This window comes from Rhodococcus sp. ACS1, from assembly GCF_002300155.1.
Classification (GTDB): domain Bacteria; phylum Actinomycetota; class Actinomycetes; order Mycobacteriales; family Mycobacteriaceae; genus Rhodococcus_F; species Rhodococcus_F koreensis.
The window spans coordinates 651,079-675,837 of sequence record NZ_NSDZ01000001.1; the positions used below are offsets into that span (position 1 = coordinate 651,079).

General features: G+C 68.8%; 28 protein-coding genes. 14 read left to right on the top strand and 14 right to left on the bottom strand.

Annotated features, from left to right (window positions below; genetic code table 11):
• Nucleotides 1-20 precede the first annotated feature (20 nt).
• The 3 genes from CJ179_RS03050 to CJ179_RS03060 are packed head-to-tail and all read left to right on the top strand — an operon-like array spanning nt 21 to nt 2,475.
• On the top strand, nt 21-980 hold the full coding sequence (locus tag CJ179_RS03050) for an ATP-binding cassette domain-containing protein (protein WP_072942321.1): 960 nt from the start codon (nt 21-23) through the stop codon (nt 978-980).
• A complete protein-coding gene (locus CJ179_RS03055; RefSeq protein WP_072942323.1) occupies nt 977-1,816 on the top strand; it encodes an ABC transporter permease in 840 nt (279 codons plus the stop codon). Before CJ179_RS03050 ends, CJ179_RS03055 begins: the two co-directional genes overlap by 4 nt.
• Complete coding sequence (locus tag CJ179_RS03060) at nt 1,813-2,475, top strand: SIMPL domain-containing protein (protein ID WP_072942325.1); 663 nt, start codon at nt 1,813-1,815, stop codon at nt 2,473-2,475. Before CJ179_RS03055 ends, CJ179_RS03060 begins: the two co-directional genes overlap by 4 nt.
• Here the strand turns inward: CJ179_RS03060 and CJ179_RS03065 are convergent.
• The 3 genes from CJ179_RS03065 to CJ179_RS03075 form a co-directional block, all read right to left on the bottom strand.
• On the bottom strand, nt 2,472-2,930 hold the full coding sequence (locus CJ179_RS03065) for a MarR family winged helix-turn-helix transcriptional regulator (protein ID WP_072942327.1): 459 nt from the start codon (nt 2,928-2,930) through the stop codon (nt 2,472-2,474). The genes CJ179_RS03060 and CJ179_RS03065 overlap by 4 nt on opposite strands.
• A 73-nt stretch (nt 2,931-3,003) precedes the next feature.
• Nucleotides 3,004-4,272, bottom strand: a complete 1,269-nt coding sequence (locus CJ179_RS03070; RefSeq protein ID WP_072942329.1) for a class I SAM-dependent RNA methyltransferase — start codon at nt 4,270-4,272, stop codon at nt 3,004-3,006.
• A 13-nt stretch (nt 4,273-4,285) separates the two neighbouring features.
• Nucleotides 4,286-6,280 (bottom strand): APC family permease, encoded by a 1,995-nt coding sequence (locus CJ179_RS03075; protein ID WP_072942331.1) that lies wholly within the window; start codon nt 6,278-6,280, stop codon nt 4,286-4,288.
• A 162-nt stretch (nt 6,281-6,442) separates the two neighbouring features.
• Between CJ179_RS03075 and CJ179_RS03080 the strand changes: the two genes are divergently transcribed.
• Both CJ179_RS03080 and CJ179_RS03085 read left to right on the top strand, forming a co-directional pair.
• Entirely contained in the window at nt 6,443-7,108 is a 666-nt protein-coding gene (locus CJ179_RS03080; RefSeq protein WP_072942332.1) for a TrkA family potassium uptake protein, read from the top strand.
• A 64-nt stretch (nt 7,109-7,172) separates the two neighbouring features.
• A complete protein-coding gene (locus tag CJ179_RS03085) occupies nt 7,173-7,832 on the top strand; it encodes a TrkA family potassium uptake protein (protein ID WP_072942334.1) in 660 nt (219 codons plus the stop codon).
• A gap of 79 nt (nt 7,833-7,911) precedes the next feature.
• Here the strand turns inward: CJ179_RS03085 and CJ179_RS03090 are convergent, their stop codons facing one another.
• Both CJ179_RS03090 and CJ179_RS03095 read right to left on the bottom strand, forming a co-directional pair.
• Complete coding sequence (locus CJ179_RS03090; protein ID WP_072942336.1) at nt 7,912-8,592, bottom strand: DUF3159 domain-containing protein; 681 nt, start codon at nt 8,590-8,592, stop codon at nt 7,912-7,914.
• Nucleotides 8,593-8,620: 28 nt separating this feature from the next.
• Entirely contained in the window at nt 8,621-8,998 is a 378-nt protein-coding gene (locus CJ179_RS03095; protein ID WP_043825920.1) for an OB-fold nucleic acid binding domain-containing protein, read from the bottom strand.
• Nucleotides 8,999-9,134: 136 nt separating this feature from the next.
• Between CJ179_RS03095 and CJ179_RS03100 the strand changes: the two genes are divergently transcribed.
• Nucleotides 9,135-9,848: an alpha/beta fold hydrolase gene (locus tag CJ179_RS03100; protein WP_072942338.1), complete on the top strand. Its 714-nt coding sequence runs from the start codon at nt 9,135-9,137 to the stop codon at nt 9,846-9,848.
• Between the two features lie 48 nt (nt 9,849-9,896).
• Here the strand turns inward: CJ179_RS03100 and CJ179_RS03105 are convergent, their stop codons facing one another.
• A complete protein-coding gene (locus CJ179_RS03105; protein ID WP_072942340.1) occupies nt 9,897-10,760 on the bottom strand; it encodes a DUF3710 domain-containing protein in 864 nt (287 codons plus the stop codon).
• A gap of 2 nt (nt 10,761-10,762) precedes the next feature.
• The gene (gene dut / locus CJ179_RS03110) at nt 10,763-11,284 is read right to left on the bottom strand and encodes a dUTP diphosphatase (RefSeq protein ID WP_179377517.1); all 522 of its coding nucleotides are present in this window, start codon (nt 11,282-11,284) and stop codon (nt 10,763-10,765) included.
• 86 nt (nt 11,285-11,370) lie between these two features.
• Here dut and CJ179_RS03115 point away from each other — a divergent pair, with 86 nt between their 5' ends.
• Nucleotides 11,371-11,841 (top strand): DUF3093 domain-containing protein, encoded by a 471-nt coding sequence (locus CJ179_RS03115; protein WP_072942341.1) that lies wholly within the window; start codon nt 11,371-11,373, stop codon nt 11,839-11,841.
• A 45-nt stretch (nt 11,842-11,886) separates the two neighbouring features.
• Here the strand turns inward: CJ179_RS03115 and CJ179_RS03120 are convergent, their stop codons facing one another.
• On the bottom strand, nt 11,887-12,189 hold the full coding sequence (locus CJ179_RS03120; RefSeq protein ID WP_005240850.1) for a DUF4193 domain-containing protein: 303 nt from the start codon (nt 12,187-12,189) through the stop codon (nt 11,887-11,889).
• Nucleotides 12,190-12,670: 481 nt separating this feature from the next.
• On the opposite strand from CJ179_RS03120, the gene cei reads away from it, so the two are divergent.
• On the top strand, nt 12,671-13,360 hold the full coding sequence (gene cei / locus CJ179_RS03125) for an envelope integrity protein Cei (RefSeq protein WP_072942343.1): 690 nt from the start codon (nt 12,671-12,673) through the stop codon (nt 13,358-13,360).
• Nucleotides 13,361-13,367: 7 nt separating this feature from the next.
• On the opposite strand, the gene CJ179_RS03130 is transcribed toward cei, so the two are convergent.
• Nucleotides 13,368-14,270 (bottom strand): inositol monophosphatase family protein, encoded by a 903-nt coding sequence (locus tag CJ179_RS03130; RefSeq protein WP_179377518.1) that lies wholly within the window; start codon nt 14,268-14,270, stop codon nt 13,368-13,370.
• 180 nt (nt 14,271-14,450) lie between these two features.
• On the opposite strand from CJ179_RS03130, the gene ppgK reads away from it, so the two are divergent.
• Both ppgK and CJ179_RS03140 read left to right on the top strand, forming a co-directional pair.
• On the top strand, nt 14,451-15,203 hold the full coding sequence (gene ppgK / locus CJ179_RS03135) for a polyphosphate--glucose phosphotransferase (protein ID WP_095860672.1): 753 nt from the start codon (nt 14,451-14,453) through the stop codon (nt 15,201-15,203).
• A gap of 121 nt (nt 15,204-15,324) precedes the next feature.
• Nucleotides 15,325-16,698 carry an RNA polymerase sigma factor gene (locus tag CJ179_RS03140; RefSeq protein WP_072942348.1) on the top strand — a complete coding sequence of 458 codons (1,374 nt, stop codon included), beginning with the start codon at nt 15,325-15,327 and terminating at the stop codon, nt 16,696-16,698.
• Between the two features lie 82 nt (nt 16,699-16,780).
• Here the strand turns inward: CJ179_RS03140 and CJ179_RS03145 are convergent, their stop codons facing one another.
• From CJ179_RS03145 to CJ179_RS03155, 3 genes are read right to left on the bottom strand one after another with little or no spacing between them, the layout of a single operon-like run.
• Complete coding sequence (locus tag CJ179_RS03145; RefSeq protein ID WP_072942350.1) at nt 16,781-17,953, bottom strand: cation:proton antiporter; 1,173 nt, start codon at nt 17,951-17,953, stop codon at nt 16,781-16,783.
• Between the two features lie 7 nt (nt 17,954-17,960).
• Nucleotides 17,961-18,443 (bottom strand): cation:proton antiporter regulatory subunit, encoded by a 483-nt coding sequence (locus CJ179_RS03150; protein ID WP_005240833.1) that lies wholly within the window; start codon nt 18,441-18,443, stop codon nt 17,961-17,963.
• A 47-nt stretch (nt 18,444-18,490) separates the two neighbouring features.
• Nucleotides 18,491-18,844 carry a DUF952 domain-containing protein gene (locus tag CJ179_RS03155; protein WP_095860673.1) on the bottom strand — a complete coding sequence of 118 codons (354 nt, stop codon included), beginning with the start codon at nt 18,842-18,844 and terminating at the stop codon, nt 18,491-18,493.
• A gap of 261 nt (nt 18,845-19,105) precedes the next feature.
• On the opposite strand from CJ179_RS03155, the gene CJ179_RS03160 reads away from it, so the two are divergent.
• Nucleotides 19,106-19,300 (top strand): hypothetical protein, encoded by a 195-nt coding sequence (locus CJ179_RS03160; RefSeq protein WP_005240831.1) that lies wholly within the window; start codon nt 19,106-19,108, stop codon nt 19,298-19,300.
• Between the two features lie 111 nt (nt 19,301-19,411).
• On the opposite strand, the gene CJ179_RS03165 is transcribed toward CJ179_RS03160, so the two are convergent.
• A complete protein-coding gene (locus CJ179_RS03165; RefSeq protein ID WP_095860674.1) occupies nt 19,412-21,175 on the bottom strand; it encodes a DEAD/DEAH box helicase in 1,764 nt (587 codons plus the stop codon).
• Between the two features lie 253 nt (nt 21,176-21,428).
• On the opposite strand from CJ179_RS03165, the gene CJ179_RS03170 reads away from it, so the two are divergent.
• Nucleotides 21,429-22,601 carry a YihY/virulence factor BrkB family protein gene (locus CJ179_RS03170; RefSeq protein ID WP_072942356.1) on the top strand — a complete coding sequence of 391 codons (1,173 nt, stop codon included), beginning with the start codon at nt 21,429-21,431 and terminating at the stop codon, nt 22,599-22,601.
• Here CJ179_RS03170 and CJ179_RS03175 read toward each other — a convergent pair.
• A complete protein-coding gene (locus tag CJ179_RS03175) occupies nt 22,574-22,810 on the bottom strand; it encodes a DUF3039 domain-containing protein (protein WP_005240826.1) in 237 nt (78 codons plus the stop codon). The genes CJ179_RS03170 and CJ179_RS03175 overlap by 28 nt on opposite strands.
• 77 nt (nt 22,811-22,887) lie before the next feature.
• On the opposite strand from CJ179_RS03175, the gene CJ179_RS03180 reads away from it, so the two are divergent.
• Together CJ179_RS03180 and CJ179_RS03185 are read left to right on the top strand one after the other, a co-directional pair.
• Complete coding sequence (locus CJ179_RS03180) at nt 22,888-23,247, top strand: DUF3099 domain-containing protein (protein WP_072942357.1); 360 nt, start codon at nt 22,888-22,890, stop codon at nt 23,245-23,247.
• A gap of 30 nt (nt 23,248-23,277) precedes the next feature.
• Nucleotides 23,278-24,756 (top strand): methyltransferase, encoded by a 1,479-nt coding sequence (locus CJ179_RS03185; RefSeq protein ID WP_095860676.1) that lies wholly within the window; start codon nt 23,278-23,280, stop codon nt 24,754-24,756.
• Nucleotides 24,757-24,759: the final 3 nt, after the last annotated feature.

Below are 24,759 nucleotides of genomic sequence, written 5' to 3' on the forward strand. Positions count from 1 at the left end.
CGAATCGAAAGCAGGGTGCAATGCTCACAGCGACCAAGCTGGCCATCGAGACGACGGGACTCGTCAAGACATTCGGATCCACCCACGCGGTCGACGGCCTGGATCTGGCCGTTCCCCTCGGGGGCGTCTACGGCGTCCTCGGACCGAACGGCGCGGGCAAGACCACCGCGATCCGCATGCTGGCCACGCTGCTGCCCCTCGACGGTGGAACCGCCACCGTGCTGGGACACGACGTCGCGACCGAGCCGGACGCCGTGCGCAGCAAGGTCTCCCTCACCGGGCAGTTCGCCTCGCTCGACGAGGATCTGACGGGCAGCGAGAATCTGCTGCTGCTCGGCCGGCTGTACGGGTACTCCCGCGCGGCGGCCCGCACCCGGTCCGAGCAGTTGCTGTCCGCGTTCGGTCTGGAGGAGGCGGGCAACCGGCAGGTGAAGAACTACTCCGGCGGCATGCGCCGGCGGCTCGACATCGCGGCGAGCATCATCGTCACCCCGGAGATGATCTTCCTCGACGAACCCACCACCGGTCTCGACCCACGCAGCCGCAATCAGGTGTGGGAGATCGTCCGCGCACTGGTGGCCGGCGGAACGACGGTGCTGTTGACCACGCAGTACCTCGACGAGGCCGACCAACTCGCCGACCGGGTGGCCGTCATCGACCACGGCAAGGTGATCGCCGAGGGCACCACCGGCGAACTCAAGGCCTCCGTCGGATCGGGTGCGCTGCACGTGCGGGTCACCGACATCGCCACCCGTCCCGCGGCGGCGGCGCTGCTGCGGGACGTGCTCGAGGTGCCGGTCACCGAGGAAGCCGATCCCGCCGCACTCACCGCCCGCATCGACGACCCGGCCCGGGTCTCGCGGGCGCTGCCCGCACTCGACGACGCCGGAATCGCAGTCAGCACATTCGCATTGGGGCAGCCGAGCCTCGACGAAGTCTTTCTCTCCCTCACCGGCCGACCCACCGAGGAGCACGCATGACCTCCACCACCGACCGGACCGCCGACACCGCAGCGGCTGTCGCCGACGTCCTGAAGATGCCCGGCCCGAGGCCCGCGCGACCCACCGCATTGTCGACGTCGCTGTCGTTCGGCTGGCGGGCCCTGCTCAAGATCAAGCACGTTCCCGAGCAACTGTTCGACGTGACGATGTTCCCGATCATGTTCACGTTGATGTTCACGTATCTGTTCGGGGGTGCGCTGGCCGGATCGACCAGCGCCTACGTGCAGTTCCTGCTGCCGGGCATCCTCGTGCAGACGGTCGTCATGATCACCATGTACACCGGCCTGACGCTCAACAAGGACATCGAGAAGGGCGTCTTCGACCGGTTCCGGTCGCTCCCGATCTGGCGTCCGTCGCCTCTCGTGGGCGCGCTGCTCGGCGACGTCGTCCGCTACACGATCGCCTCGATCATCGTCCTGATCCTTGGGCTCGTCCTGGGATTCCGCCCGGATGGCGGGCTCGTCGGTGTGGTGGCGTCGATCGGACTGCTGCTGTTGTTCTCCTTCAGCCTGTCGTGGATCTGGACGATGTTCGCGATGCTCATGCGCACCGAGCAGGCGGTCATGGGGGTGTCGATGTTCATCCTGTTCCCACTGACGTTCGCCAGCAACATCTTCGTCGACCCCGCGACCATGCCGGGCTGGCTCCAGGCGTTCGTCGGCGTCAACCCGATCAGCAAGCTGGTGACGTCCATTCGCGGGCTCATGGCCGGAACGGTGGAGATGGCGGATCTCGCCGTGGTGTTCGGGTGGTGCGCCGGATTCGTCGTGATCTTCGGACCGCTGACGATGCGCCTGTACAACCGTAAGTCGTGACGGCGTCTGTGTCCGGTCCCGCCGAGCATGCGGTGACGGTGCGCGGATCCGGAATCGTCTCCGCGGTTCCGGATCTCGTCCGCGCCTCCGTCACCGTGACGGCGACGCGTCCCGCGGTGGCCGATGCGTTCGAGGCCGTCGCCCGCTCCACCACTGCCGTCACCGACACCCTGCGCGGGTACGGCGTCTCGGGCCCCGACCTCGCGACCACCGGGCTGTCCGTGCACTCCGAGACCACGTGGGCCGAGGGCCGGGGCAACGAGGTGACGGGCTACACCGCGGCGACGACACTGCAGATCACCGTCCGTGCGGCCGGCGCATCCGCACCGTCACCGGCGCAGGTGGTGGCCGCCTGCGTCGGCGCGGGTGGCGACGACATCCGCCTCGGCGGACTCGAATTCGACTTCTCCGATCCGGCCGCGCTGACGGCGACCGCCCGGGAACGGGCGTGGGCCGATGCCCTCGGCAAAGCGGAGCAGTACGCCTCGCTGTCGGGGAGCGCACTGGGCGAGGTGCTCGACATCGCGGAGGTCGACATCGGTGACGTATCCCCGCGACCGGTCGCGAAGGCGTTCGCGGCGGCCGATTCCGCGATCGCCGTCGAACGCGGTGAGAAGCCGACGCGGGTGGACGTGCGCGTGCGGTGGCGGCTGGTCTAGGCCCGGGGGCCGCGCTGCTGCACCGAGGCCGCGAACGTGTCGGTGAGCTGGGTCAGCGACGTCACTGCCGCCAGTGCCTGTTCCTGTGACCAGTCTTCGAGCATGCCGCGCAACCGTTCGGCCCGGCGCGCGGTGGTCTCGGCCAGAATGTCCATCCCGCTCGGCGACACCCGGATCCGGGAGGCCCGCTTGTCGTCGGGATCGGCGGCGCGGGATACGTATCCCGCGTCGACCAGTTCGGAAATCTGCCTGCTCAGCGAGGACTGACTCACGCACAGGTCGGCGGCCAGTTCGTTCTGGCGGCACTCCCCGCGCGCTGCGAGCACGAAGAGCACGCTCGTCAGTGCGGGCGCGATCGGGGTCTCGCCGCTCGCGGAGACGACCGCCCGCAACGACCGCCCGAGCGCGAACACCGCATCGACGAGCGCCTGCGCAGTATCTGCCTGTACCGACATCCTGTCCCCGTCCCGAACACCCACTACCTGCGGGCTCGACTATACGTATTGTTGCGTTCGGTAACGAACTTCGTCAGCGCGTGAGCAGCGCGATGCACTCCACGTGGTGGGTCAGCGGGAACGCGTCGAACGCGCGCAACTCGTCGACATGATATCCCTGCCCGAGGTACAGACCGATGTCGCGGGCGAATGACGCCGGGTCGCACCCCACGTGCACCACCCGCTCGGCGCCGGCGGCGGCGACCGTCTCGATCACCGCACGCCCGGCACCCGCACGCGGCGGATCGAGTACCACGACCCGGGGTGGGGAGGCCAACCCGGCGATCGCGCGCTCGACCCGGTCGGCGTGGAAGCGCACCTGCGGGAGGTCGGAGAGCGCCGCCTTCCCGTCCGCCACGGCCTGGCGCGCGGACTCCACGGAATCCACGTGTCCCGACGACCCGGCGCTCCCGGCGAGGGCGGCGGCGAACACCCCGACTCCCCCGTACAGGTCCCATGCCGTCTCACCCGCGGACAGCCCGGCCCATTCGGAGACCACCGCGGAATACGCTTCGGCGGCCCCGCGATGCGCCTGCCAGAACCCGGTGGCGGCCAGTTCCCATGAGCGGTCGCGCACCCGCTCCACCGGGCGGCCCGATCCCACGACCACCCGCTCCGCGCGCGGCGCACCACCCGCGGCCCGCCGTGCCATGGCACCACGCCGCCCGGGACTCGTGCGGCCGGTCCGCGACACCTTCGGCGGCGCGATCTCGACCACGTGCCGCTCCCCCGCGCCGTCGAGAACGATCTGCACCTCGCTGCCGGGCTTCCAATCGTGTTCGCCCACACCGTCGTAGGCGGCGGCCTCGATCTGCGGGCACGCGAGGTCCGTGACGATCCCGGAACTGCGGTGCCGGTGGTAGCCGGGACGGCCGTCCGGGTCGACGGCCAGCCGAACCCGGGTGCGCCAGCCGGTGCCGTCCCCCGTGCCGGGCAGTTCCTCGACGTCCACGTCGCGCTGCACCCGCGCGAGCCGCACCAGCTGCTCCGACACGACCTGCGACTTCATGTCCCGCTGCAGGTGCAGGCTCGCGTGCGAGAAGTCGCAGCAGCCCGCGCCGCCAGGACCGGACACCGGGCACACCGGGGCGACCCGCTCCGGGGACGCGTCGAGGATCTCGATCGCATCGGCCCGGCAGTACGACCCGCCGCGGTCCTCGGTGACCCGGGCGACGACCCGCTCGCCAGGCAGCCCGTGCCGGACGAAGACCACCCGGCCCTCGTGGCGGGCGACGACGAAACCGCCGTGCCCGGGATTTCCCAGCCGCAGCTCGAGGTGGCGGTCCGACCAGTTCTCACTCAACGCTTCTCGTCCGTCACTTGTCGTCGGGTTCGTAGCCGCGGCGCGAGGCCCCGGCCGTGTATTCGATGTTCAGTGTCTTCGCCTTCTCGGACGAGTTCAGTTGCCACGGCACGCTGGTGACCATCACGCCCGGCTGGAACAGCAGCCGGCTCTTGAGCCGCAGTGCACTCTGGTTGTGCAGGATCTGCTCCCACCAGTGCCCCACCACGTACTCGGGAATGAACACGGTGACGACGTCCCGCGGCGAGTCCTTCCGGACGCGGCGCACGTAGTCGAGCACGGGTTTGGTGATCTCGCGGTACGGCGACTCGATCACCTTGAGCGGCACCGAGATGTCACTCTTCTCCCACCGCCGCACGAGCGCCCGGGTGTCGGGTTCGTCGACATTGACGGTGATCGCCTCGAGCGTGTCCGGCCGTGTCGCCCTGGCGTAGGCCAGCGCGCGCATGGTCGGCATGTGCAGCTTGGAGACGAGCACGATGGAGTGCGTGCGGCTGGGCAGCACCCCGTCCCATTCCTGTTCCTCGAGTTCCCGCGCGACGCTGTCGTAGTGCTTCCGGATCATCTTCATCACGACGAAGATCGCGACCATGGCCACGATCGCGATCCACGCGCCTGCCGCGAACTTCGTGATGAGCACGATGATCAGGACGGCACCGGTCATGGCGAGGCCGATGGAGTTGATCACCCGGGAGCGCTGCATCCGCCGGCGCGACGCGGGATCGTTCTCGGTCTTCAGATGCCGGGTCCAGTGCCGGATCATGCCCGTCTGGCTGAGCACGAACGAGACGAACACGCCGACGATGTACAGCTGGATCAGCTTGGTCACCTCGGCGCCGAACAGGACGACGAACGCGATCGCCGCCCCGGACAGGAACAGGATGCCGTTGCTGAACGCCAGGCGGTCGCCGCGGGTGTGCAGCTGACGCGGCAGGTAGCGGTCCTGCGCGAGGATCGAGCCGAGCACGGGGAAGCCGTTGAAGGCCGTGTTCGCGGCCAGCACCAGGATCAGGGCCGTCACGATGGCGATGAAGTAGAACCCGATGGGGAAACCGCCGAACACCGTCTCCGCGATCTGCGCGATCAGCGTCTTCTGGTGATAGCCGGCCGGCGCGCCGATCAGCTGCTCGGCCGGGCTGTGCGCGTACACGATCCCGATCTTCTGAGCCAGGATGATGATGCCCATCAGCAACACGATGGCGATCGACCCCAGCAGCAGCAGCGTGGTCGCCGCGTTACGGGACTTCGGCTTCTGGAACGCGGGAACACCGTTGCTGATCGCCTCGACACCGGTCAGCGCCGCACACCCGGACGAGAAGGCCCGCGCGATCAGGAACGCGAACGCGATCCCGTACAGGTGTGAGTCCTCGGCTTCGAGTTCGAACCCGGACGATTCGGCGCGCAGGTCGTCGCCGAACACGTAGATCTGGACGAACCCCCACAGCAGCATCAGCGCCATGCCGGCGATGAACGCGTACGTCGGGATCGCGAAGGCGGCACCGGATTCGCGGATGCCCCGCAGGTTGATGGCGGTCAGCAGGACGATGGCCGCGACCGCGAACAGCACCTTGTGCTGGGCGACGAACGGGACCGCCGAACCGATGTTGGACGCTGCCGACGAAATGGACACGGCCACCGTGAGCACGTAGTCCACCAGCAGGGCGCTGCCGACGGTCAGACCGGCGGTGGGACCGAGATTGACGGTCGCGACCTCGTAGTCGCCGCCGCCCGACGGGTAGGCGTGCACATTCTGCCGGTAGCTGGCGACCACCACCGCCATCACGGCGGCGACGGCGAGCCCGATCCAGGGGGTGTAGGCGTAGGCGGAGATGCCTGCCACCGACAGCACCAGGAAGATTTCCTCGGGGGCGTACGCCACCGACGACATCGCGTCGGACGCGAAGACGGGGAGGGCGATTCTCTTGGGAAGCAGCGTGTGCCCGAGCTTGTCGCTCCGGAAGGGTCTGCCTAGCAGTAGCCGCTTTGTGGCGGTCGAGAGCTTTGACACTGCCAAAGCGTAAGCCGTCCGCAGAAAACCTGGACCCTCACCCACCAATGTGTCCGGATTGCGATCTCTGTCCCGGTTGCTCTTCCGTCCGGGCACTGTACGGTTCGATTCGGTACGCACGTACTCGAGACGTGAAACCAGAGCCCAGAAACGGAGTACAAGGTGTATGTGGTCATCATGGGATGCGGCCGGGTCGGCTCATCCCTCGCCGGCTCGCTGACCCGGATCGGCCACGAGGTCGCGGTCATCGATCGCGACCCCGCCGCATTCCTGCGCCTCGAACCCGACTTCCCCGGACACACCGTCGTCGGCATGGGTTTCGACCGTGACGTGCTGGTCAAGGCCGGTATCGAGCGTGCGGAGGCGTTCGCCGCCGTGTCGTCCGGCGACAACTCCAACATCATTTCCGCGCGGGTCGCCCGCGAGACGTTCGGTGTGGAACGCGTCGTCGCCCGGATCTACGACGCGAAGCGCGCCGCCGTGTACGAGCGGCTCGGGATCCCCACCGTCGCGACCGTCCCGTGGTCGACGGACCGGTTCCTGCACACCCTCACCCGCGACAGCCAGACCACCAAGTGGCGCGACCCGTCCGGAACGGTCGCGGTCACCGAGTTGTCCCTGCACGAGGATTGGATCGGCAGGCCCGTCGCCGAACTGGAGGCGGCGACCCATTCGCGGGTCGCGTTCATCATCCGCTTCGGCACCGGCGTCCTGCCGGACCGCAAGACGGTGTTCCAGGCCGACGACCAGGTGTACATCGCGGCCGTGTCGGGAACGGTGGCCGAGGCCGTGGCACTCGCGGGCAATCCCCCGCCTTCGGACAATTGAGACGGCAGCGAGCTGAGACGGCAGTGAGAATGTTCACGATCGACCACCCGAACGGAAGCAATCGATGAGAGTCGCAATCGCAGGAGCCGGCGCAGTCGGACGCTCGATCGCGCGCGAACTGGTCCGCAGCGAACACGACGTCATGCTGATCGAGCGCAAACTCGAGCACGTCGAGCAGGAGTCGGTGCCCGAGGCGACCTGGGTCCACGCCGACGCGTGCGAGCTGAGCAGCCTCGAGACGGCCTCCCTGGAAACCTACGAGGTCGTGATCGCGGCCACCGGTGACGACAAGGCCAACCTCGTCCTCAGCCTCCTCGCGAAGACCGAGTTCGGGGTCAGCCGCGTGGTCGCCCGCGTCAACGATCCGCGCAACGAGTGGTTGTTCGACGAGTCCTGGGGCGTCGACGTCGCCGTGTCCACACCTCGGATGCTCGCCTCGCTGGTGGAGGAGGCGGTGTCGGTAGGCGATCTCGTGCGGCTGATGACGCTGCGCCAGGGGCAGGCCAACCTCGTCGAGATCACGCTGCCCGACAACACGCCCCTCGCCGGGAAACCCGTCCGCAAGCTGCAATTGCCCCGCGACGCCGCGCTGGTCACCATCCTGCGCGGTGGACGAGTCATCGTGCCGCAGCAGGACGATCCGCTCGAGGGCGGTGACGAGCTGCTGTTCGTCGCCGCGGTGGACGTCGAGGACGACCTGCGCGCGGCGGTCGGGCTCTCGTAGCCGCCCGGCGCGAGCAGCGCCGAATTCTTCTCCGGCACAGTCGGTCAGCGCCCAGGCGGCCCCGGGTAGGGGACCGCACTCAGGGGCGGTCGGTTTCCTCCCGGGGGCCGCCCGCTTCCGTGTCGTCGGTCGGTACGCCCGTGGCCTCGGTCGGACCCGGCTCGACGATCCGGTCGGCCCGGCGCACGGCCCAGATCGTCACCAGGAGAGCCAATCCGGCCAGCGGCCAGCCCATCGCGATGCGGGCGAACGCGAGCCAGCCGGTCTGGTCCGAATCATAGAGTTGCGACTGCACGAGGTATCGGGCCGCGAACACCAGCGCCCAGGCGGCGGTGGCCACGTCGTAGGCGCGCACAGCGCCGCGATGGCGCCGCCAGAGATTGCCGTGGCCGTTGAGGAAGCCCCAGATCAGGCCGACGAGCGGCCGGCGCACCAGAATCGAGACCAGGAAAACCGCCCCGTACGCGAGGCTCGTGTAGATGCCGAACAGGAAGTACCCCTTGGCATCGCCTGTGCGGTAGGCGATGAACGCGGAGATACCGACGCCGAAGAACCCGGACACCGCGGGCTGGATGGGGCTGTGACGGACCAGACGCCAGACGAGAATCGCGACGGCGACGCCGAGGGCCGCCCAGATCGCCGGGCCCAGACCCCATACAGCGTTGACCGGAACGAAGACCAGGATGGGCAGGGTCGAATAGATCAGCCCGCTGATACCACCGAGCTGGTCGAGTATGGATTGCTGCTTCGTTTCGGTCACTCAACGAGAGTGCCACACAAGGCGGACCCTACGAGTCGCCGCGCAGCTCGTAATACGGGTTGAAGATCACCTTCTGGCCGTCGCGTTCACCGACACGTCCACGCACGAGCAGCGTCTTGCCCGGCTCGATACCCGGAATTCGCCGCCGCCCGATCCACACCAACTTGATCTGTTCCGTGCCGTCGAAGAATTCCGCCTCGATGCTGGCGTTTCCGGACTTCGGACAGGCTTCCACACTGCGGAGCCGTCCCAGCATGGTGACCTCTTCGCCGCGGCTGCAGTCGCAGGCACGTTGTGCGCCGGACGCCTGAGACGTCTCGGCCATTTCCTCGGCGTCCAGCTGCTCGAGGTCTTCGGTGAGCCTTCGAGTCAGCCGACGAAAATATCCTGCCGTGGCGGGTGCCATTGCGCGCTCCTGGAGCATGTGCGACGCGAGATCTTCGCGCCGCTCGTAGGGCTGTGTATTCGCCACTGTAGACCCATTGGTTCCCCGCAACCACACCACCGGGAGGCCGCTGTGACGCACCAGGCAGGATCAACTCATGCCCTCTGATGACCGGCCGTCCGTGGCCGTCGTGCTCCCCGGTACGGGGTCCGATGCGGACTTCGTCGCCCGTGCCTTCACCGAGCCGCTGACCAGCCGTGGAGTGCGTACGGTCGCAGTCGAACCCGATCCCCGGAGGGTCGTCGGCAGCTACCTCGACGCGCTCGACGGCGCCGCCGCACAGCACGGAAGAATCCTCGTCGGCGGGGTCTCCATCGGCGCCGCGGTGGCGTTGCAGTGGGCAGGATCACACCCCGATCGTGTCGCGGGGGTACTCGCGGCGCTGCCCGCGTGGACCGGGACCGCCGCGGACGCCCCCGCCGCCGCCAGCGCCCGGTTCACCGCCGCCCGGCTGCGGGCGGACGGCCTCGAACAGGTCACCGCCGAGATGATCGCCTCCAGCCCACCGTGGCTGGGCCGGGAACTGGCGAAATCCTGGCGATCCCAGTGGCCGCACCTCCCCGCGGCACTGGACGAGGCGTCGGAGTATCACGCGCCCGGTCTCGACGACCTCGAGCGCATCACGGCGCCGGTGGGCATCGCCGCCGCGACCGACGACGCCGTGCACCCTCTCGAGGTCGCCCGCACCTGGTCCGAACGACTACCGCACGCGGGCCTCGTCACGGTGACACTGGACGAGATCGGCGCCGATCCGGCGGTTCTCGGCTACACGTGCCTCAGCGCGCTGGACTCGATCCTGCACACGGCCTGAGCGTCGTCATCCCCGCAATCCCCCCGCAATCCCCAGCCGGACGCGGGCTCAGCGACCGAGTTGCTGCATCGCCGAACCCGATTCGCCGCGACGCTGCTGCGGCTGGGCCGGGGCCTGCGGCGGCTGCTGCTCGCCCTGCGAACCCGGGGCCGGTTGCTGCGCCGGTTGCTGCGGAGCCGGTTGCTGCGGGGCGCCTCCCTGCTGCTGCGCCAGCTGCTGCTGGTGGGCGGCGGCCAGCTGCTGAGCGAGGGCGTCGGGCAGCACCACCGGCAGTGGGGTCCGCACCGGGTTCGGCTCGTTTCCCCGCTTCACCACGGTGTCACGCAGGATCGCCCGGGCGGTCGCGACGAGTTCCGAGTCGGTTGTGTTGCCACCGCTCGGTCCCGCGACCACGCAGCGCACCATCCACCGGTAGCCGTCGACGCCGATGAAGCGCAGGTCGGCGTTCGGGGTCACGGCGAACACCTCACGTCCCCACGGTCCGCTCTCGACGCTCACCGTCGCGTTGTCGTTGCGCAACGATTCGGCGAGGTCACCCGCGACCTCGCGCCACTGACCGGGAGACTTCGGGGCCGCATACGCGGCCACCGTGATGCGTCCGTGCTGGGTGACGAGATGCACGGCCTGCGGCGAACCGTCGGGCGCCATCTCGACCTGCAACTGGGCGCCCTGCGGCATCGGCACGAGGACCGAACCGAGGTCGAGGCGGGTCCCGACCTCGCCGACGGTGAGGTCGGCGCCCGACTCGAGGTCGTCGGCGTCGTACGGACCGCCGTCCACCTCGGTCACGGCGTCGTAGTCGTCCTCGTAGTCCGCGGCGTCGGCGTCGTCATCCGCGGCGTCCGTCTCCGCGTCCTCGAAGAAATCGGGCCGGTCGGCCTCGGCTTCCGCCTTCTTACGACGTCCGAACATGATCAGGCTCCTTCACTGGCATTGCCGACGAGGCTGGCGTGGCCTCCACTCGACCCGTGCCCGTCGCTGCCGCGGGTGGTGCCGTCGAGGGACTCGACCTCGACGAACGACACCAGTTCGACCCGCTGCACGAGCAGTTGGGCGATCCGGTCGCCCCGCCGGATCTCGATCGGGGCCTCGAGGTCGTGATTGATCAGGCACACCTTGATCTCGCCCCGGTATCCCGCGTCGATGGTGCCGGGGGTGTTGACCACCGACAATCCCGATTTGGCCGCCAGCCCGGATCGGGGGTGGATCAGCCCGACGGTGCCCAGGGGCAACGCGACCGCGATGCCGGTTCCGACGAGGACCCGGCGCCCCGGCTCGATGGTCACATCGGTGGTGCTGCAGAGGTCGACACCTGCGTCGCCGTCGTGCGCGCGCTGCGGAACCGGAATGCCCGGGTCCAGCCGCTGGAGGGCGACGGGCGGAATGGTGGGGGTCGCGGCGGGAGAATGGCCGGGAGATAGGTCGCTCACGTGCACCGAGCCTACTCTCAGACACCGACTATCCTGGTCGGGTGTCAGAAACGTCCCGGCCCGAAGTCGCGCCCACCGATAACGCCTCGCCCGTGCTGTACTCCGAGCGCCTGTGGGTGCCCGTCTGGTGGTGGGCAGTGGGCCTGTTCGTCGCCGGACTGCTCGCCGCGGAGGTGCACATGGGTGCGCCCGGCCTGCGCGCGTGGCTGCCGTACGTCCTGCTCCTGCCCCTGCCCGTGTGGGGGCTCGTCTGGCTCAGCCGCCTGCGGGTCGAAGTCGTCGAGGAACCGAGCGGCGTCCACCTGCGCGTCGGACAGGCGCATCTGCCGGTGGACGTCATCGCGCGGGTCGCCGAGGTACCGGGTTCGGCGAAGAGTGCGGCGCTCGGCCGTCAGCTCGACCCCGCCGCCTTCGTGCAACACCGGGTCTGGGTCAAGCCGATGGCACTGATCGTGCTCGACGACCCCGAGGACCCGACCCCCTATTGGTTGATCAGCACGCGCCGGCCCGCGGAGTTGCTGGCCGCGCTCGACCGTGCCCGCCCGCAGACGGACGGAGACTGATCGGACGGTGGGCCGCCACCGTCCGCCTCTCGAACTCGCCGCCGGTCAGGCCGCGCAGTCCCTGCACACCAGCACTCCACCCGCGTCACTGGCGAGCCGGCTGCGGTGGTGCACCAGGAAACAGCTCGAACACGTGAACTCGTCGGCCTGCTTCGGCACGACCCGCACCGACAGTTCCTCACCGGACAGATCCGCGCCGGGCAGTTCGAACGACTCCGCGGTGTCGGACTCGTCGACGTCGACAACAGCCGACTGAGCCTCGTTGCGTCGCGCCTTCAGTTCCTCCAGCGAATCCTCCGAAACCTCGTCGGACTCTGTTCGCCGCGGTGCGTCGTAGTCAGTTGCCATGTCGCCTTCCCCTCATCTTCTTCCGTGTATCCCGGCCCGTGCGACGCGTCGAACCGAGTGCCGGTCGACCGTCCACACGAAAACCGCCTCGGCGCAGACCACACCCTGCGGCTGCACAACGCTGCAGCGGATGGATACGTGCCCGGATACCAGGCTCCGGAAACATGATCTACGCCTCTTTTGTCATCTTCTGCCGACCCTCGTTCTGCATGCTTTGAACGACTGGGGCCGCCAGACAGTAGCCGAAGGAAGTACAAAAGACGTAACCGAATCGACCGATCGCGCAAATTGTCTGCTAATCGTCACCAACACCACAGCAAGCTGTGACATTCCACAACGGGGACGGGTTCGGGGTTATGACGCCGCAGGGATCTAAGGTAGGTGCCGAACCTGCGCCACGACGTGTGGCCGGGCCCTGTATCGGTGCGCTGGACGGGCGAAACGTTCGAAGCGCAGTTCGTAGGAGAGGTCGAGGCACACTGTGGTTTCACTGATCACCGAAGGCAGCCCGCTCGACGACAAGGGTCGTCCGTTCCGGCGGCGACGGGCGATGCCGATCCTCGTGGTGTTCGCGGTCCTCGCCCTGCTCGGAGCCGTCGTGTGGATCGGCGTCCTCGGCGACGACGAGGACCTGGCCGCGACGGTCGACTGCAATCTTCCGCAACCGGCCGCGCAGCCGGTCGATCCCGCAGCCCCGCCGCCGCAGGCGCTGGGCGAGAGGGTCGACGGTTCGACGTTGCGGGACGTGGAGCCCGCCGCGCTGTCCGCCACGAAGGTGCGCGTGTTCAACGCCAACGGCGAGCACGGCCAGGCGGCGCAGGTGGCCGCGCAGCTGAGCGACTACGGGTTCGCGAGCGCACCCGATGTCCAGGCGGGCAACGACCCGATCTACGTCGACCAGAACATGCAGTGCCAGGGGCAGCTGCGGTTCGGCCCGAACGGCGCCGCCGCCGCGAGCGCGCTCTGGCTGGTGGCCCCGTGCGCGGAACTCATCCAGGACACCCGCACCGACGACACGGTCGATCTCGCCCTCGGAACCTATTTCCGCAAGATCTCGCCGAACGCCGACGCCGAGGAGGTTCTGCGGTCCCTGAAGGATCCGCCGTTCGGGACCCAGCCCGCACCTCTCGACATCGATCTCCTGAAGGCGGCGCGTACCGCCCGCTGCTGACCGCCGGTCACTCCTCCGGGATCGCCCTGTCCGCCCCGATCTCGGCGAACAGGGCGTCCAGCGCGTCCGCGATGCCGGGGGCCGCGGCCACCACCACCTCACCGTCCGCACTCGACGTGTGCGGCGACGGGATCCGCACGCGGGCGCCCGCCTCGGTCGCGATCAGCGAGCCCGCCGCCCAGTCCCACGGGCTCAGCCCGTGTTCGAAATGGGCGTCGACACGGCCGGCCGCGACCATGCACAGGTCGAGGGCCGCCGAGCCGATCCGGCGGATGTCCCGCACCCTCGGCAGGATGTCGGCAATGAGGGCGCCCTGAACCTTGCGCCGGGCCGCGCCGTATCCGAATCCGGTGGCGAGCAACGCCATCGACACGTCGGTGACGGGGTTGCACCGCAGTGCGCTGACCCGTCCGTCGGCGTCGGTGAGGGTCGCCCCTCCGCCGCGCGCCGCCGCGTACGTCGACCGGGCCGCCACGTCGACCACGACCCCGGCGACGGACACTCCGTCGATCTGGGCGGCCACCGAGACAGCGTACGCGGGCACCCCGTACAGAAAGTTGACGGTGCCGTCGATCGGGTCGACGATCCAGCGCACGCCCGCGACGGAATCGCCCTCTCCCCCACCTTCTTCGCCGAGGATCGCGTCCTCGGGACGAAGCTCCGCGAGGCGGTCGCGGATGACCTGCTCGCTCTCGGTGTCGACGACGGTGACCGGGTCGGTGGGAGTGCTCTTCGACGCCACCGAGTCGCCGGATTCCGCTCGCGTCCCGACGATTCCGAACACCTCGGGCCGCCGTGCCCGGACGTGTGCGGCGGCCTCCTCGGCCACCGTGACGGCGACCTCGAGCAGTCGTCTGGGATCGGTGCCGACGTGGCCGGGCGCGGTGTCTGAACTCTGGGGTGCATGCACACACCCATCGGAACACACTTTCGCTGCCTCACACCACCGCTGACGGTCCGCGCTCCCCTTCCGGCGCCACAGCGTCGTCCGGTGTCATCACCCACCGAACCCGCCTCGACGCACTAGTGTGACGGGCAGCAGAAGCGCGCCCGGAGAACACGTCGTCGTCGACACGGAGGAGCACACGCCATGGCCAAAACGGGGTTCGGTGTCGACGTCGGAGGCAGCGGCGTCAAGGGTGGCGTCGTGGATCTCGAGACCGGAGAACTGATCGGCGACCGCATCAAGCTCCTCACCCCCCATCCGTCCACCCCGGAGGCGGTCGCGAAGACCGTCGCGGAGATCATCCGCCAGGCCGAATGGGACGGACCGGTCGGTATCACTCTGCCGAGCGTCGTCACCGGCGGCGTCGCACGATCCGCCGCGAACATCGACAAGGGGTGGATCGGGACCGACGCGCGCGCGCTGTTCTCGGACGCACTCGGCGGCAGGCGCGTCACCGTCCTCAACGACGCGGACGCGGCAGGGATGGCCGAGGACGCGCTCGGCGCGGGCAAGGACGCGAAGGGGGTCGTCATCCTCCTCACCTTCGGCACGGGCATCGGCTCGGCGATCCTCCACAACGGCGTACTGCTTCCCAACACCGAGTTCGGGCACATGGAGGTCGACGGCAAGGAGGCCGAGCACCGGGCGGCGTCCTCGGTGAAAGAGAAGAAGGATCTGTCGTACAAGGAGTGGGCCTCCGAGGTCAGCCGGGTGCTCACCCGGTTCGAGAACCTCCTGTGGCCGGATTTGTTCATCGCCGGCGGCGGAATCAGCCGCAAACACGAGAAGTGGATCCCCCATCTGACCAACAGGACACCCGTCGTACCTGCTGCGCTGCTCAACACGGCGGGAATCGTCGGTGCAGCGCTCGCGGTCGAAACGGGCATCGCTCCGTAACTATTTCGGATGGGTCGTTACAATGGAAGAGCCCGGCTGCGCGCCGGCGAAACCAGTAGACCTCTCCGCCGGATGACCACTCTGGCGTGACGCCGCACGACACCGTCACGAAAGGGCGTACGTGGCAGCCACCGATACACGTCAGACTGCTGATTCGACTTCAGAGTCAGGACCGGAAGCACCAGTCGCAGCGGCAGCCACCGGCACCGCTCCGGCAGCCGAGGCAGCTCCCGCGAAGAAGGCAGCGGCGAAGAAGGCCCCCGCCAAGAAGGCAGCAGCGAAGAAGGCCCCCGCCAAGAAGGCGGCGGCGAAGAAGGCGGGCGGCAAGAAGGCCACGGCCGGTAAGGGTGCGGACGGCGAGGACCTCGACGAGGATGCCGCCGACATGGAAGACATCGACATCACCGAGGGCGACCTCGCCGAGGTCGAGTCCGATGTCGTGGAGGTCGTCGCAGTCGGCGAGGACGAAGAGACCGAGGAGCCGTCCGAGAAGGACAAGGCGTCCGGCGACTTCGTGTGGGACGAGGAGGAGTCCGAAGCGCTCCGCCAGGCCCGCAAGGACGCCGAGCTGACCGCATCCGCAGACTCCGTCCGCGCCTACCTCAAGCAGATCGGCAAGGTCGCCCTCCTCAACGCCGAAGAGGAGGTCGAGCTCGCCAAGCGGATCGAGGCGGGGCTGTACGCGACCCAGATCATGCAGGAGCTGTCCGACTCCGGCGAGAAGCTCCCCGCCGCCCAGCGCCGGGACATGAGCTGGATCTGCCGCGACGGAAACCGCGCCAAGAACCACCTCCTGGAGGCCAACCTCCGGCTCGTCGTGTCGCTGGCCAAGCGCTACACCGGCCGCGGCATGGCGTTCCTGGACCTGATCCAGGAAGGCAACCTGGGCCTCATCCGTGCCGTCGAGAAGTTCGACTACACCAAGGGCTACAAGTTCTCGACCTACGCCACGTGGTGGATCCGCCAGGCCATCACCCGCGCGATGGCCGACCAGGCCCGCACCATCCGCATCCCGGTGCACATGGTCGAGGTCATCAACAAGCTCGGCCGCATCCAGCGTGAACTCCTGCAGGACCTGGGCCGTGAGCCCACGCCCGAAGAGCTCGCCAAGGAAATGGACATCACGCCCGAGAAGGTGCTGGAAATCCAGCAGTACGCGCGTGAACCCATCTCCCTCGACCAGACCATCGGCGACGAAGGCGACAGTCAGCTCGGCGACTTCATCGAGGACTCCGAGGCCGTCGTGGCCGTCGACGCCGTGTCCTTCACCCTGCTGCAGGACCAGCTCCAGTCGGTGCTCGAGACGCTCTCCGAGCGTGAAGCGGGCGTCGTGCGCCTGCGCTTCGGCCTGACCGACGGGCAGCCCCGCACCCTCGACGAGATCGGACAGGTCTACGGCGTCACGCGTGAGCGCATCCGCCAGATCGAGTCCAAGACCATGTCGAAGCTGCGCCACCCGTCGCGGTCGCAGGTGCTGCGCGACTACCTGGACTGACGCACAGACTGCGATGCCCCCGGACTCCGAGCGAGTCCGGGGGCATCGTCGTTCGTGCGCCGGGGCATCCGGCGGGCACCCGTCACGCGGTGGTGCGAACCCGGATCCAGGCGCCCGCCACCGGTTCGACCACCCGTGCCGCCACCGGGCCGATGACGGCCATCAGGAGCACGTACGCGGTGGCGAGTGCCACGAGTTCGCTCTCCACTGCGCCTGCCGACAACGCCAGCCCGGCGATGACGATCGAGAACTCGCCGCGCGCAATCAACGCGACCCCGGCGCGGGCCCGGCCCAGCCGCCCGACCCCTTGCTGTTTCGCCGCCCACGCACCGGTGACCATCTTCGTCAGCGCGGTGACGACGGCGAGCAGCACGGCCCAGCCGAGGACCGGCGGAATCGCCCGGGGATCGGTGTTGAGCCCGAACACGACGAAGAACATCGCCGCGAACAGATCGCGGAGCGGCTCGAGGACGCGGCTCGCGTTGTGGGCGGTGGTGCCGGAGATCGCGATCCCCAGGAGGAAGGCCCCGACCGCGGCCGAGACCTGCATCGCCGAGCTGATCCCCGCCACCAGAAGCGCGGCACCGAGCAGCTTCAGCAGCAGGGTCTCGCTGTCCGGGCTGTCCAGCAGCGCGGACACGTAGCGGCCGTACCGCAGCGCGATCACGAGGACGACGGAGATCACGACGAGGGAGATGCCCACCGCCTCGAGTCCACCGGCGAAACTGACGCCGGCGAGCAGGGCCGTCAGAATGGGCAGGTACACGGCCATCGCGAGGTCCTCGAACACCAGGATCGACAGCACGACCGGCGTTTCCCGGTTACCGAGCCGTCCCAGGTCGCTCAGCACCTTCGCGATGATGCCCGAGGACGAGATGTAGGTGACACCGGCCATCACGACGGCACCGGTGGTCCCCCACCCCAGCATCAGGGCGACGACCGCTCCGGGCGCGGCGTTCAGGACGGCGTCCACGACACCGGCCATCCACGACCGTCGCAGCCCGGTGACGAGTTCCGATGCGGTGTACTCGAGCCCCAGCAGAAGCAGGAGGAGGACCACCCCGATCTCGCTCGCGAGGTGGCTGAACTCGCTGATGTCGCCGAGGTTGACGAATCCGCCGCTGCCGAAGCAGAGGCCTCCGAGGAGATAGAACGGGATGGGCGACATCCCGAATTGAGCTGCCAGACGGCCCAGCAGGCCGAGCGCGAAGAACACCGCGCCCAGTTCGATGAGCGCGAGCGTGGTGGTGTTCACGGGTCTGTCAGCCGTTGGCCAGGAGCTTGGCTGACGCGTCCAGTCCGTCTGTGGTTCCGACGGCGACCAGCAGGTCGCCGGAGGTGAGCAGGAAGTCGGGCTTCGGTGACGGGTACACCTGGCCCGCCCTCATGACCGCGACGATCGAGACCCCGGTGCGCGTGCGCATCGCGGTGTCGCCGAGCGGGCGGCCGTCGAATCGGGAATCTTCCTTGATGTACAGCTGCTTGGTGCGGATGCCGGGCAGGTCCCGGTGTTCCTCCTCCAGCTGCGCCACCAGTTGCGGCGCTCCGAGCAGATTGCTGAGCACGGCCGCTTCCTCGGTGGTGAGCGGCACGGACGCGGCGCAGGCGTCGGGGTCGTCGGCCTTCGACACGATCAGGTCCGTGCGGCCGTCGCGATGGGTGATGACACCGATGCGGCGACCGGCGGCGAGTTCGAAGTCCTTACGCACCCCGATACCGGGTAGTGGCGTCACTTCAACGTTCATGCCTCCACGGTAGTCCGATGGGGGTGACCAACAGCGGAAGGCTCGCGTCAGCGCCGGGCCGGGAACGTGCCGTCGGCCTCGGGGAGGTACTCCTCGACGGCGGTGACCGCCGTGACGGGCAGCGGCCCGTACAGGTGCGGGAACAGCATCGACGCCGGATCGGCCGGCACGCCCGGCTCCCACTTCACCGGCGCACCGAGCGCGTCGGGGTCGAGTCTCAGGAGGACGAGGTCCGTGCGCCCGGCGAACAACCGGTTGGCGGGCAGATGCACCTGAGCGGGTGTGGAGAGGTGCACGAATCCGTCCGCGGCGTACGCGGCGGGCACGCGAGCGCCTTCGCGTTCCGCGGCGCGCCATTCGTCGCGGCTGCAGATGTGAACGAGTTGGTCTTCGGATTTCACACGGTGAGACTAGCGTCACGGCCGAAATCGAATCAGCTGTCAGCGAACTCGGACCGATCGGTCTGTTCGCATCGGCGCTCGTCACGTCGCTGTCGGCACGTTTCGGGCCGGTTTCGTGTGTGATGCAACACTGAGAAACGCCGTCGGGAACAACGCGTAAACCCCAAACGTCTGACAGAGTAGATCCACCGCGCCACCCCCGACGCGGCGGACCAAGGCCCCAGGCACTCGGCATCAGTCGAAAGCCAGTACGGAGGAGTCATGCCCGGAACACTGACCAGCCCCCCGTTGACCGCAGCCGACCGGTGCGACCGGTGCGGTGCGGGAGCCCGCGTTCGCGCGGTCCTTCCGACCGGAGGAGAGTTGCTCTTCTGCGGTCACCACGCCAACGAGCACGCAGACCGTCTTCGCGAGATGAACGCCACGATCGTGTCCGAAGCCGAAGCTGCAATCTGATACGTCAGCCCGGGTGACCCGTCCCAGGCTCACCTCTTTCAGCAACAAGAGACCGGCGAGTGCAGTGCACTCGCCGGTCTCTTGTGCGTTCGCGTCACGCGGTGACGGGGGTCACCACTGCCGCAGGGTGGAGATCCGCTCGGTGAGCTGCTCGACGGTGGCGATGGCCGTGGGCGGTCCCCCGCAGACCCGGCGGAGTTCGCCGTGGATCGTGCCGTGCGGCTTGCCCGTCCGGTGGTGGTGCATCGCGACGAGACTGTTCAATTCGCGGCGCAGTTGCGCGAGCTGCCCGGCGGCAGCCACCCGGTCCGCGACCTGTGGAACCGGCGTGTGCGCGGGCGCGGGCGCGGCGGGCTCCTGCTTGTCCAGCTGCTCCGACTGACGCTGACGCAGCAGGGCCCGCATCTGATCGGCGTCGAGCAGACCGGGCAGACCCAGGTAGTCGGCCTCCTCGTCGGATCCCGAGAACGTGGCCGTCCCGAAGGACGAGCCGTCGTAGATCACCTGATCGAGCTCGGCATCGGCACCGAGCGAGGTGAACGCCTTCTCCTCCTCGCCGAGTTCGTCCTTCTGCTTGTTCGCGTCGGCGAGCAGGTCGTCGTCGAAGCCGTCCTTCTCCCGGTGCGGCTTGCCGAGCACGTGGTCGCGCTGCGCCTCCAGCTGGCTGGCCAGGTCGAGGAGCACCGGCACCGACGGGAGGAACACGCTCGCGGTCTCACCCTTGCGGCGGGACCGCACGAAACGACCGATCGCCTGCGCGAAATAGAGCGGGGTCGACGCGCTGGTGGCGTACACGCCGACGGCCAGGCGGGGGACGTCGACGCCTTCCGACACCATGCGGACGGCGACCATCCACTTCTGGGTGCTCGCGCCGAACTCGGCGATCCGCTTGGACGCCGTCGGGTCGTCGGAGAGGACCACGACCGGGTCTTCGCCGGTGACCGCCTTCAGGGTCTGCGCGTAGGCACGGGCGACGGTCTGGTCGGTGGCGATCACCAGGCCGCCCGCGTCGGGCATGCCGCCGGTGCGCAACTGTCCGAGGCGGGTGTCGGCGGCGTGCAGGACCGCGGGAATCCAGTCACCCGACGGGTCCAGGGCGGTGCGCCACGCCCGGGCCGTCTGTTCCGCGCTGAGCGGCTCCCCGAGCCGCGCGGAGAACTCCTCGCCCGCATTGTTCCGCCAGCGTGCCTCGCCGGAGTACGCGAGGAACACGACGGGCCGGACGACGCCGTCCGCGAGCGCGTCCGAGTACCCGTAGGAGTGATCCGCCTTCGAGCGCATCAGACCCTCGCGGTCGGGTTCGTACGTCACGAACGGGATCGCGCTGTCGTCGCTGCGGAACGGCGTACCGGTCAGGGCCAGACGGCGGGTGGCGTCACCGAATGCCTCCCGGATGGCGTCACCCCAGCTCTTCGCGTCGCCACCGTGGTGGATCTCGTCGAGGATGACCAGCGTGCGCCGGCTCTCGGTGCGGACCCGGTGCTTGAACGGGTGGGAGGCGACCTGCGCGTACGTCACCACGACACCCTGATAGTCGCTGGACGTCTGCCCGGTCGAGTTCGAGAAGTACGAGTCCAGCGCGATGCCGTTGCGCGCCGCGGACTCCGCCCACTGGTGCTTGAGGTGCTCCGTCGGCGCGACCACCGTCACCTGGTCGACGGTCCGGTCGCGCAGCAACTCCGACGCGACGCGCAGCGCGAAGGTGGTCTTACCGGCGCCCGGCGTCGCGACCGCGAGGAAATCCTGCGGTCCGGTGGACAGGTACTTGGTCAGCGCACGACGCTGCCAGGCGCGCAGCGATCCCGCGGGCCTGGCTGGTTCGGTCTGTGCGAGGTAGGCCTCGGTACCCACGATCTGCGCGGCCTCGGTTTCCACTGTCGGCGCCGACTGGGAGCCCACTGTCTCAGCACTCACGGGCTGCCCTCCGCTGGCATGGCACTGTTTGCTCGCACTCCTCGGTATCGATCGACACATCCGGTCCAGACCCGAAGGCGCTGTCCGTCAAGGAGCCTAGCGCCCGGATCCGACGCGAACCGCATTCGCGAGTTCCGATACTGACAGATTTGTCGCGACACGAGGACAGCAGCGGTGGGCAACCGGGCGTGTCGTCAGGGATGCTGGAAACATCATGACCGAAACACCCTCGACAACACCGCAGAGTGGCGGTGATCCACCCCGGTCCGGGTGGCATCCGCTACGTCGCGCACTGAGCGTGATCGGTCGCACAGCGAGCAAGGCGTGGGACGATTCGATCTTCGGGAAGGCGGCCACGGCGGCCTTCTGGCAGACACTGTCGCTGCCCCCGCTCCTGCTCGGACTCCTCGGCATGCTCGGCTACGTCGGCGGGTGGTTCGGACCCGACACGGTCGACATCATCCAGTCGAAGATCATCAACTTCAGCGGGACCGTGTTCAGCGACAGCGTCGTCGAACAGATCATCCGCCCGACGGTCGGGGACGTCCTCCAACGGGGACGTCCCGAGATCGTGTCCCTGAGTTTCCTGCTGTCCCTCTGGGCGGGCTCGTCGGCCATCTCCACGTTCGTGGACTCGATCGTCGAGGCCCACGGCCAGCAGGAGGCGCGGCACCCCGTGTGGCAGCGCCTGTTCGCGCTGCTGCTCTACGTGATGTTCCTGATCCTCGCCGTGTTCACCCTGCCGCTGGTCGCGCTGGGGCCCACACTCGTCGGGAGGGTGCTTCCGGAGGCGTGGCGCACGATCGGGACGGAGATCGTCGACACGTTCTACTACCCCGGCGTGGGACTGCTGCTCATCGTCGGCCTGACGACGCTGTACAAGGTGGCGCTCCCCCGGTCGCTGCCCTGGCACCGGCTGCTCGGCGGCGCGCTCGTCGCGGGAGTGTTCTTCCTCGGCGCGAGCACCTGCCTGCGCCGCTACCTCTCGTGGGTGGCGGGAACCGGGTACACGTACGGGGCGCTGGCCACGCCGATCGCGTTCCTTCTGTTCACGTTCTTCCTGGGTTTCGCGGTGGTGCTCGGCGCCGAGTTCAACGCCACCGTGCAGGAGTTCTGGCCTGCCAGGGCGACCCGCATCGACCAGATGCGGGACTGGATCGCCGCGCAGGCCGAGAGTTCACCATCGGCGGGTCCGGTGACCAGCCTCACACGTCGCATCGCCACCGGCCCGATCAAGGTCGTCGGCGACCGCACCCGTCCCGATCCGGCCGGGCAAGGGTCCGGGAACGACGAAAAGCCCGACGGCCCGGTACGAGAATCTCCCGAGCCACCGGGTGTGCGACGAGCGCCGGCGAAGCCTCAGTCGCCCTTGCGCAATCCTTCGTAGATCTTCTTGCAGTCGGGGCAGACCGGCGATCCCGGCTTCGCGGATTTCGTCACCGGAAACACCTCGCCGCACAACGCGACGACGTGAGTGCCCATGACGGCGCTCTCCGCGATCTTGTTCTTCTTCACGTAATGGAAGAACTTGGGAGTGTCGTCATCGGTCGACTCGTCGGTGGTGACGTCGGGCCGTTCCTTGGTTTGAGTGCTCACCCCTCAATAATGCCGCAACCGGCCGGTGATCCCACCCCCCGTGTGCATTTGCGACCCGACAGTGGAACAGTGGAGACATGGCACGAAGTGCAGGGTTCGGTGGGTCCCACGACGCCGGCTCACCGAGTAATCCGGTTCTCATCACCGAGGCAGCGCGATCCATCGAGGATCAACACCGTGCCCGTGTCCGCAAGTACCTGCTCATCATGTCGTTCCGGTTCCCGGCGCTGATCTTCGCGGCGGTGGCGTACGGCATCTGGGAGAACCCGTGGATCTCGATGGCGATCATCGGCGTGTCGATCCCGCTGCCGTGGATCGCGGTCCTCATCGCGAACGACCGGCCGCCGCGCACCAAGGACGAGCCCAGCCGGTACGACCACCGCGACTCACCGTCCACGGCCCTGCCCGCGCCGCCGCACCACACGATCGAGGGCTGACGCCGCCGGGCGTCCTGCAACAATGCACGGGTGAACCGTGACGAACTGCTGTCGATCTGCCCATCTCTGCGTGCGGCCCTCCTCCGCAATCGGTACGACACGGACACCCTGCTCGATGCGCTCGGCCCCGAGGTCCACGCGGCGTTGAGCCGCAACGAACCGGTCCCGGTGCGCCGGGCCAGCGCGTCCTGCGGCGAACTCGGCACCCTGATCCGCCTGTTCCTGCTCACCGACGACTGTCCCGCCGGCGAGGTGGCCGAAGCGCTGGCCCCCCTCGCGGTCGACGACGCCCTCGCCGCAGGCCTGCTCGAATCCGAGGGCGACGTCGTCCGGGCCGCCCTCGACCTGCGGCCGCTGGACATCGGCGGCGGCAACCGCTGGGTGCTCTCCGACCTCGACGGCTCCCTCCGCCCCCGCGAGACGCCCGTCGACCACGTCATCGGCGTCGGGCACGCGTCGCTGTCGCTGCTGCAGGCCACCCCGACCGCACCGGTCGGGACGTTGCTCGACATCGGGACCGGGTGCGGCATCCAGGCCCTGCACGGCGCGTCCTACGCCGACGCGATCACGGCGACGGATCTGAACGTCCGGGCGGTGGACCTGGCGGCCGTCACGGCGGCACTCAACGAGCAGGAGGTGGAACTGCTCGCCGGGTCGTGGTTCGAGCCGGTCGAGGGCCGCACGTTCGATCAGGTCGTGGCCAATCCGCCGTTCGTCGTGAGCCGCGCCACGATGGGCCACACCTACCGCGACTCCGGCCTCGACCTCGACGGCGCGAGTGAACTGATGATCTCCCGCGTGGCCGACTACCTCGCGCCCGGCGGCACGGCGGCGCTGCTGGCGTCGTGGATCCACGTCGAGGGCGAGGACTGGCGTGCCCGGGTGGCGTCCTGGCTGCCGGCCCACGGGATCGACGCGTGGGTGGTGCAGCGGGACGTCGCGGACCCGGCCCTGTACGTCGGCACCTGGATGCGGGACGGCGGCCTCGACACCCGCGACCCGGCCACTGCCACGATCGCCGGGGACTGGCTGGACCACCTCGCGAGCGCGGACGTGGAGGGGGTCGGTTTCGGGTTCGTCTACCTGCGCCGGACCGACGCACCCACCGATCTGATGGCGGAAGACCTCACCCACGGCTTCACCGATCCGCTCGGCGCGGAGGCGCTCGCGTACTTCGATCGGGTGGCGTGGCTGCGCGACCACGACGTGCTCACCGCCCGGTTCCGCGTCGAGGAGAGCACCGCCCTGGAGCGGGTGTTCCTGCCCGGCGACGAGGGATGGACGCAGGTGGTCGCCCGGTTGCACCGGGGAAACGGCCCGGCGTGGCAGCACGAGGTCGACGATCTCGTCGCCTCGCTCGTCGCGGGCATGCGCGGCGACGGCCTCGTACTGGGCGAACTGATCGAACTCCTCGCCGCCGCGCACGGGGTCGACGCGGAAGAACTCGCGCAGTCGGCGGTGCCGCTCGTGCACGCCCTCGTCCGGCACGGACTGGTGCTCCCCGCGTAGCCG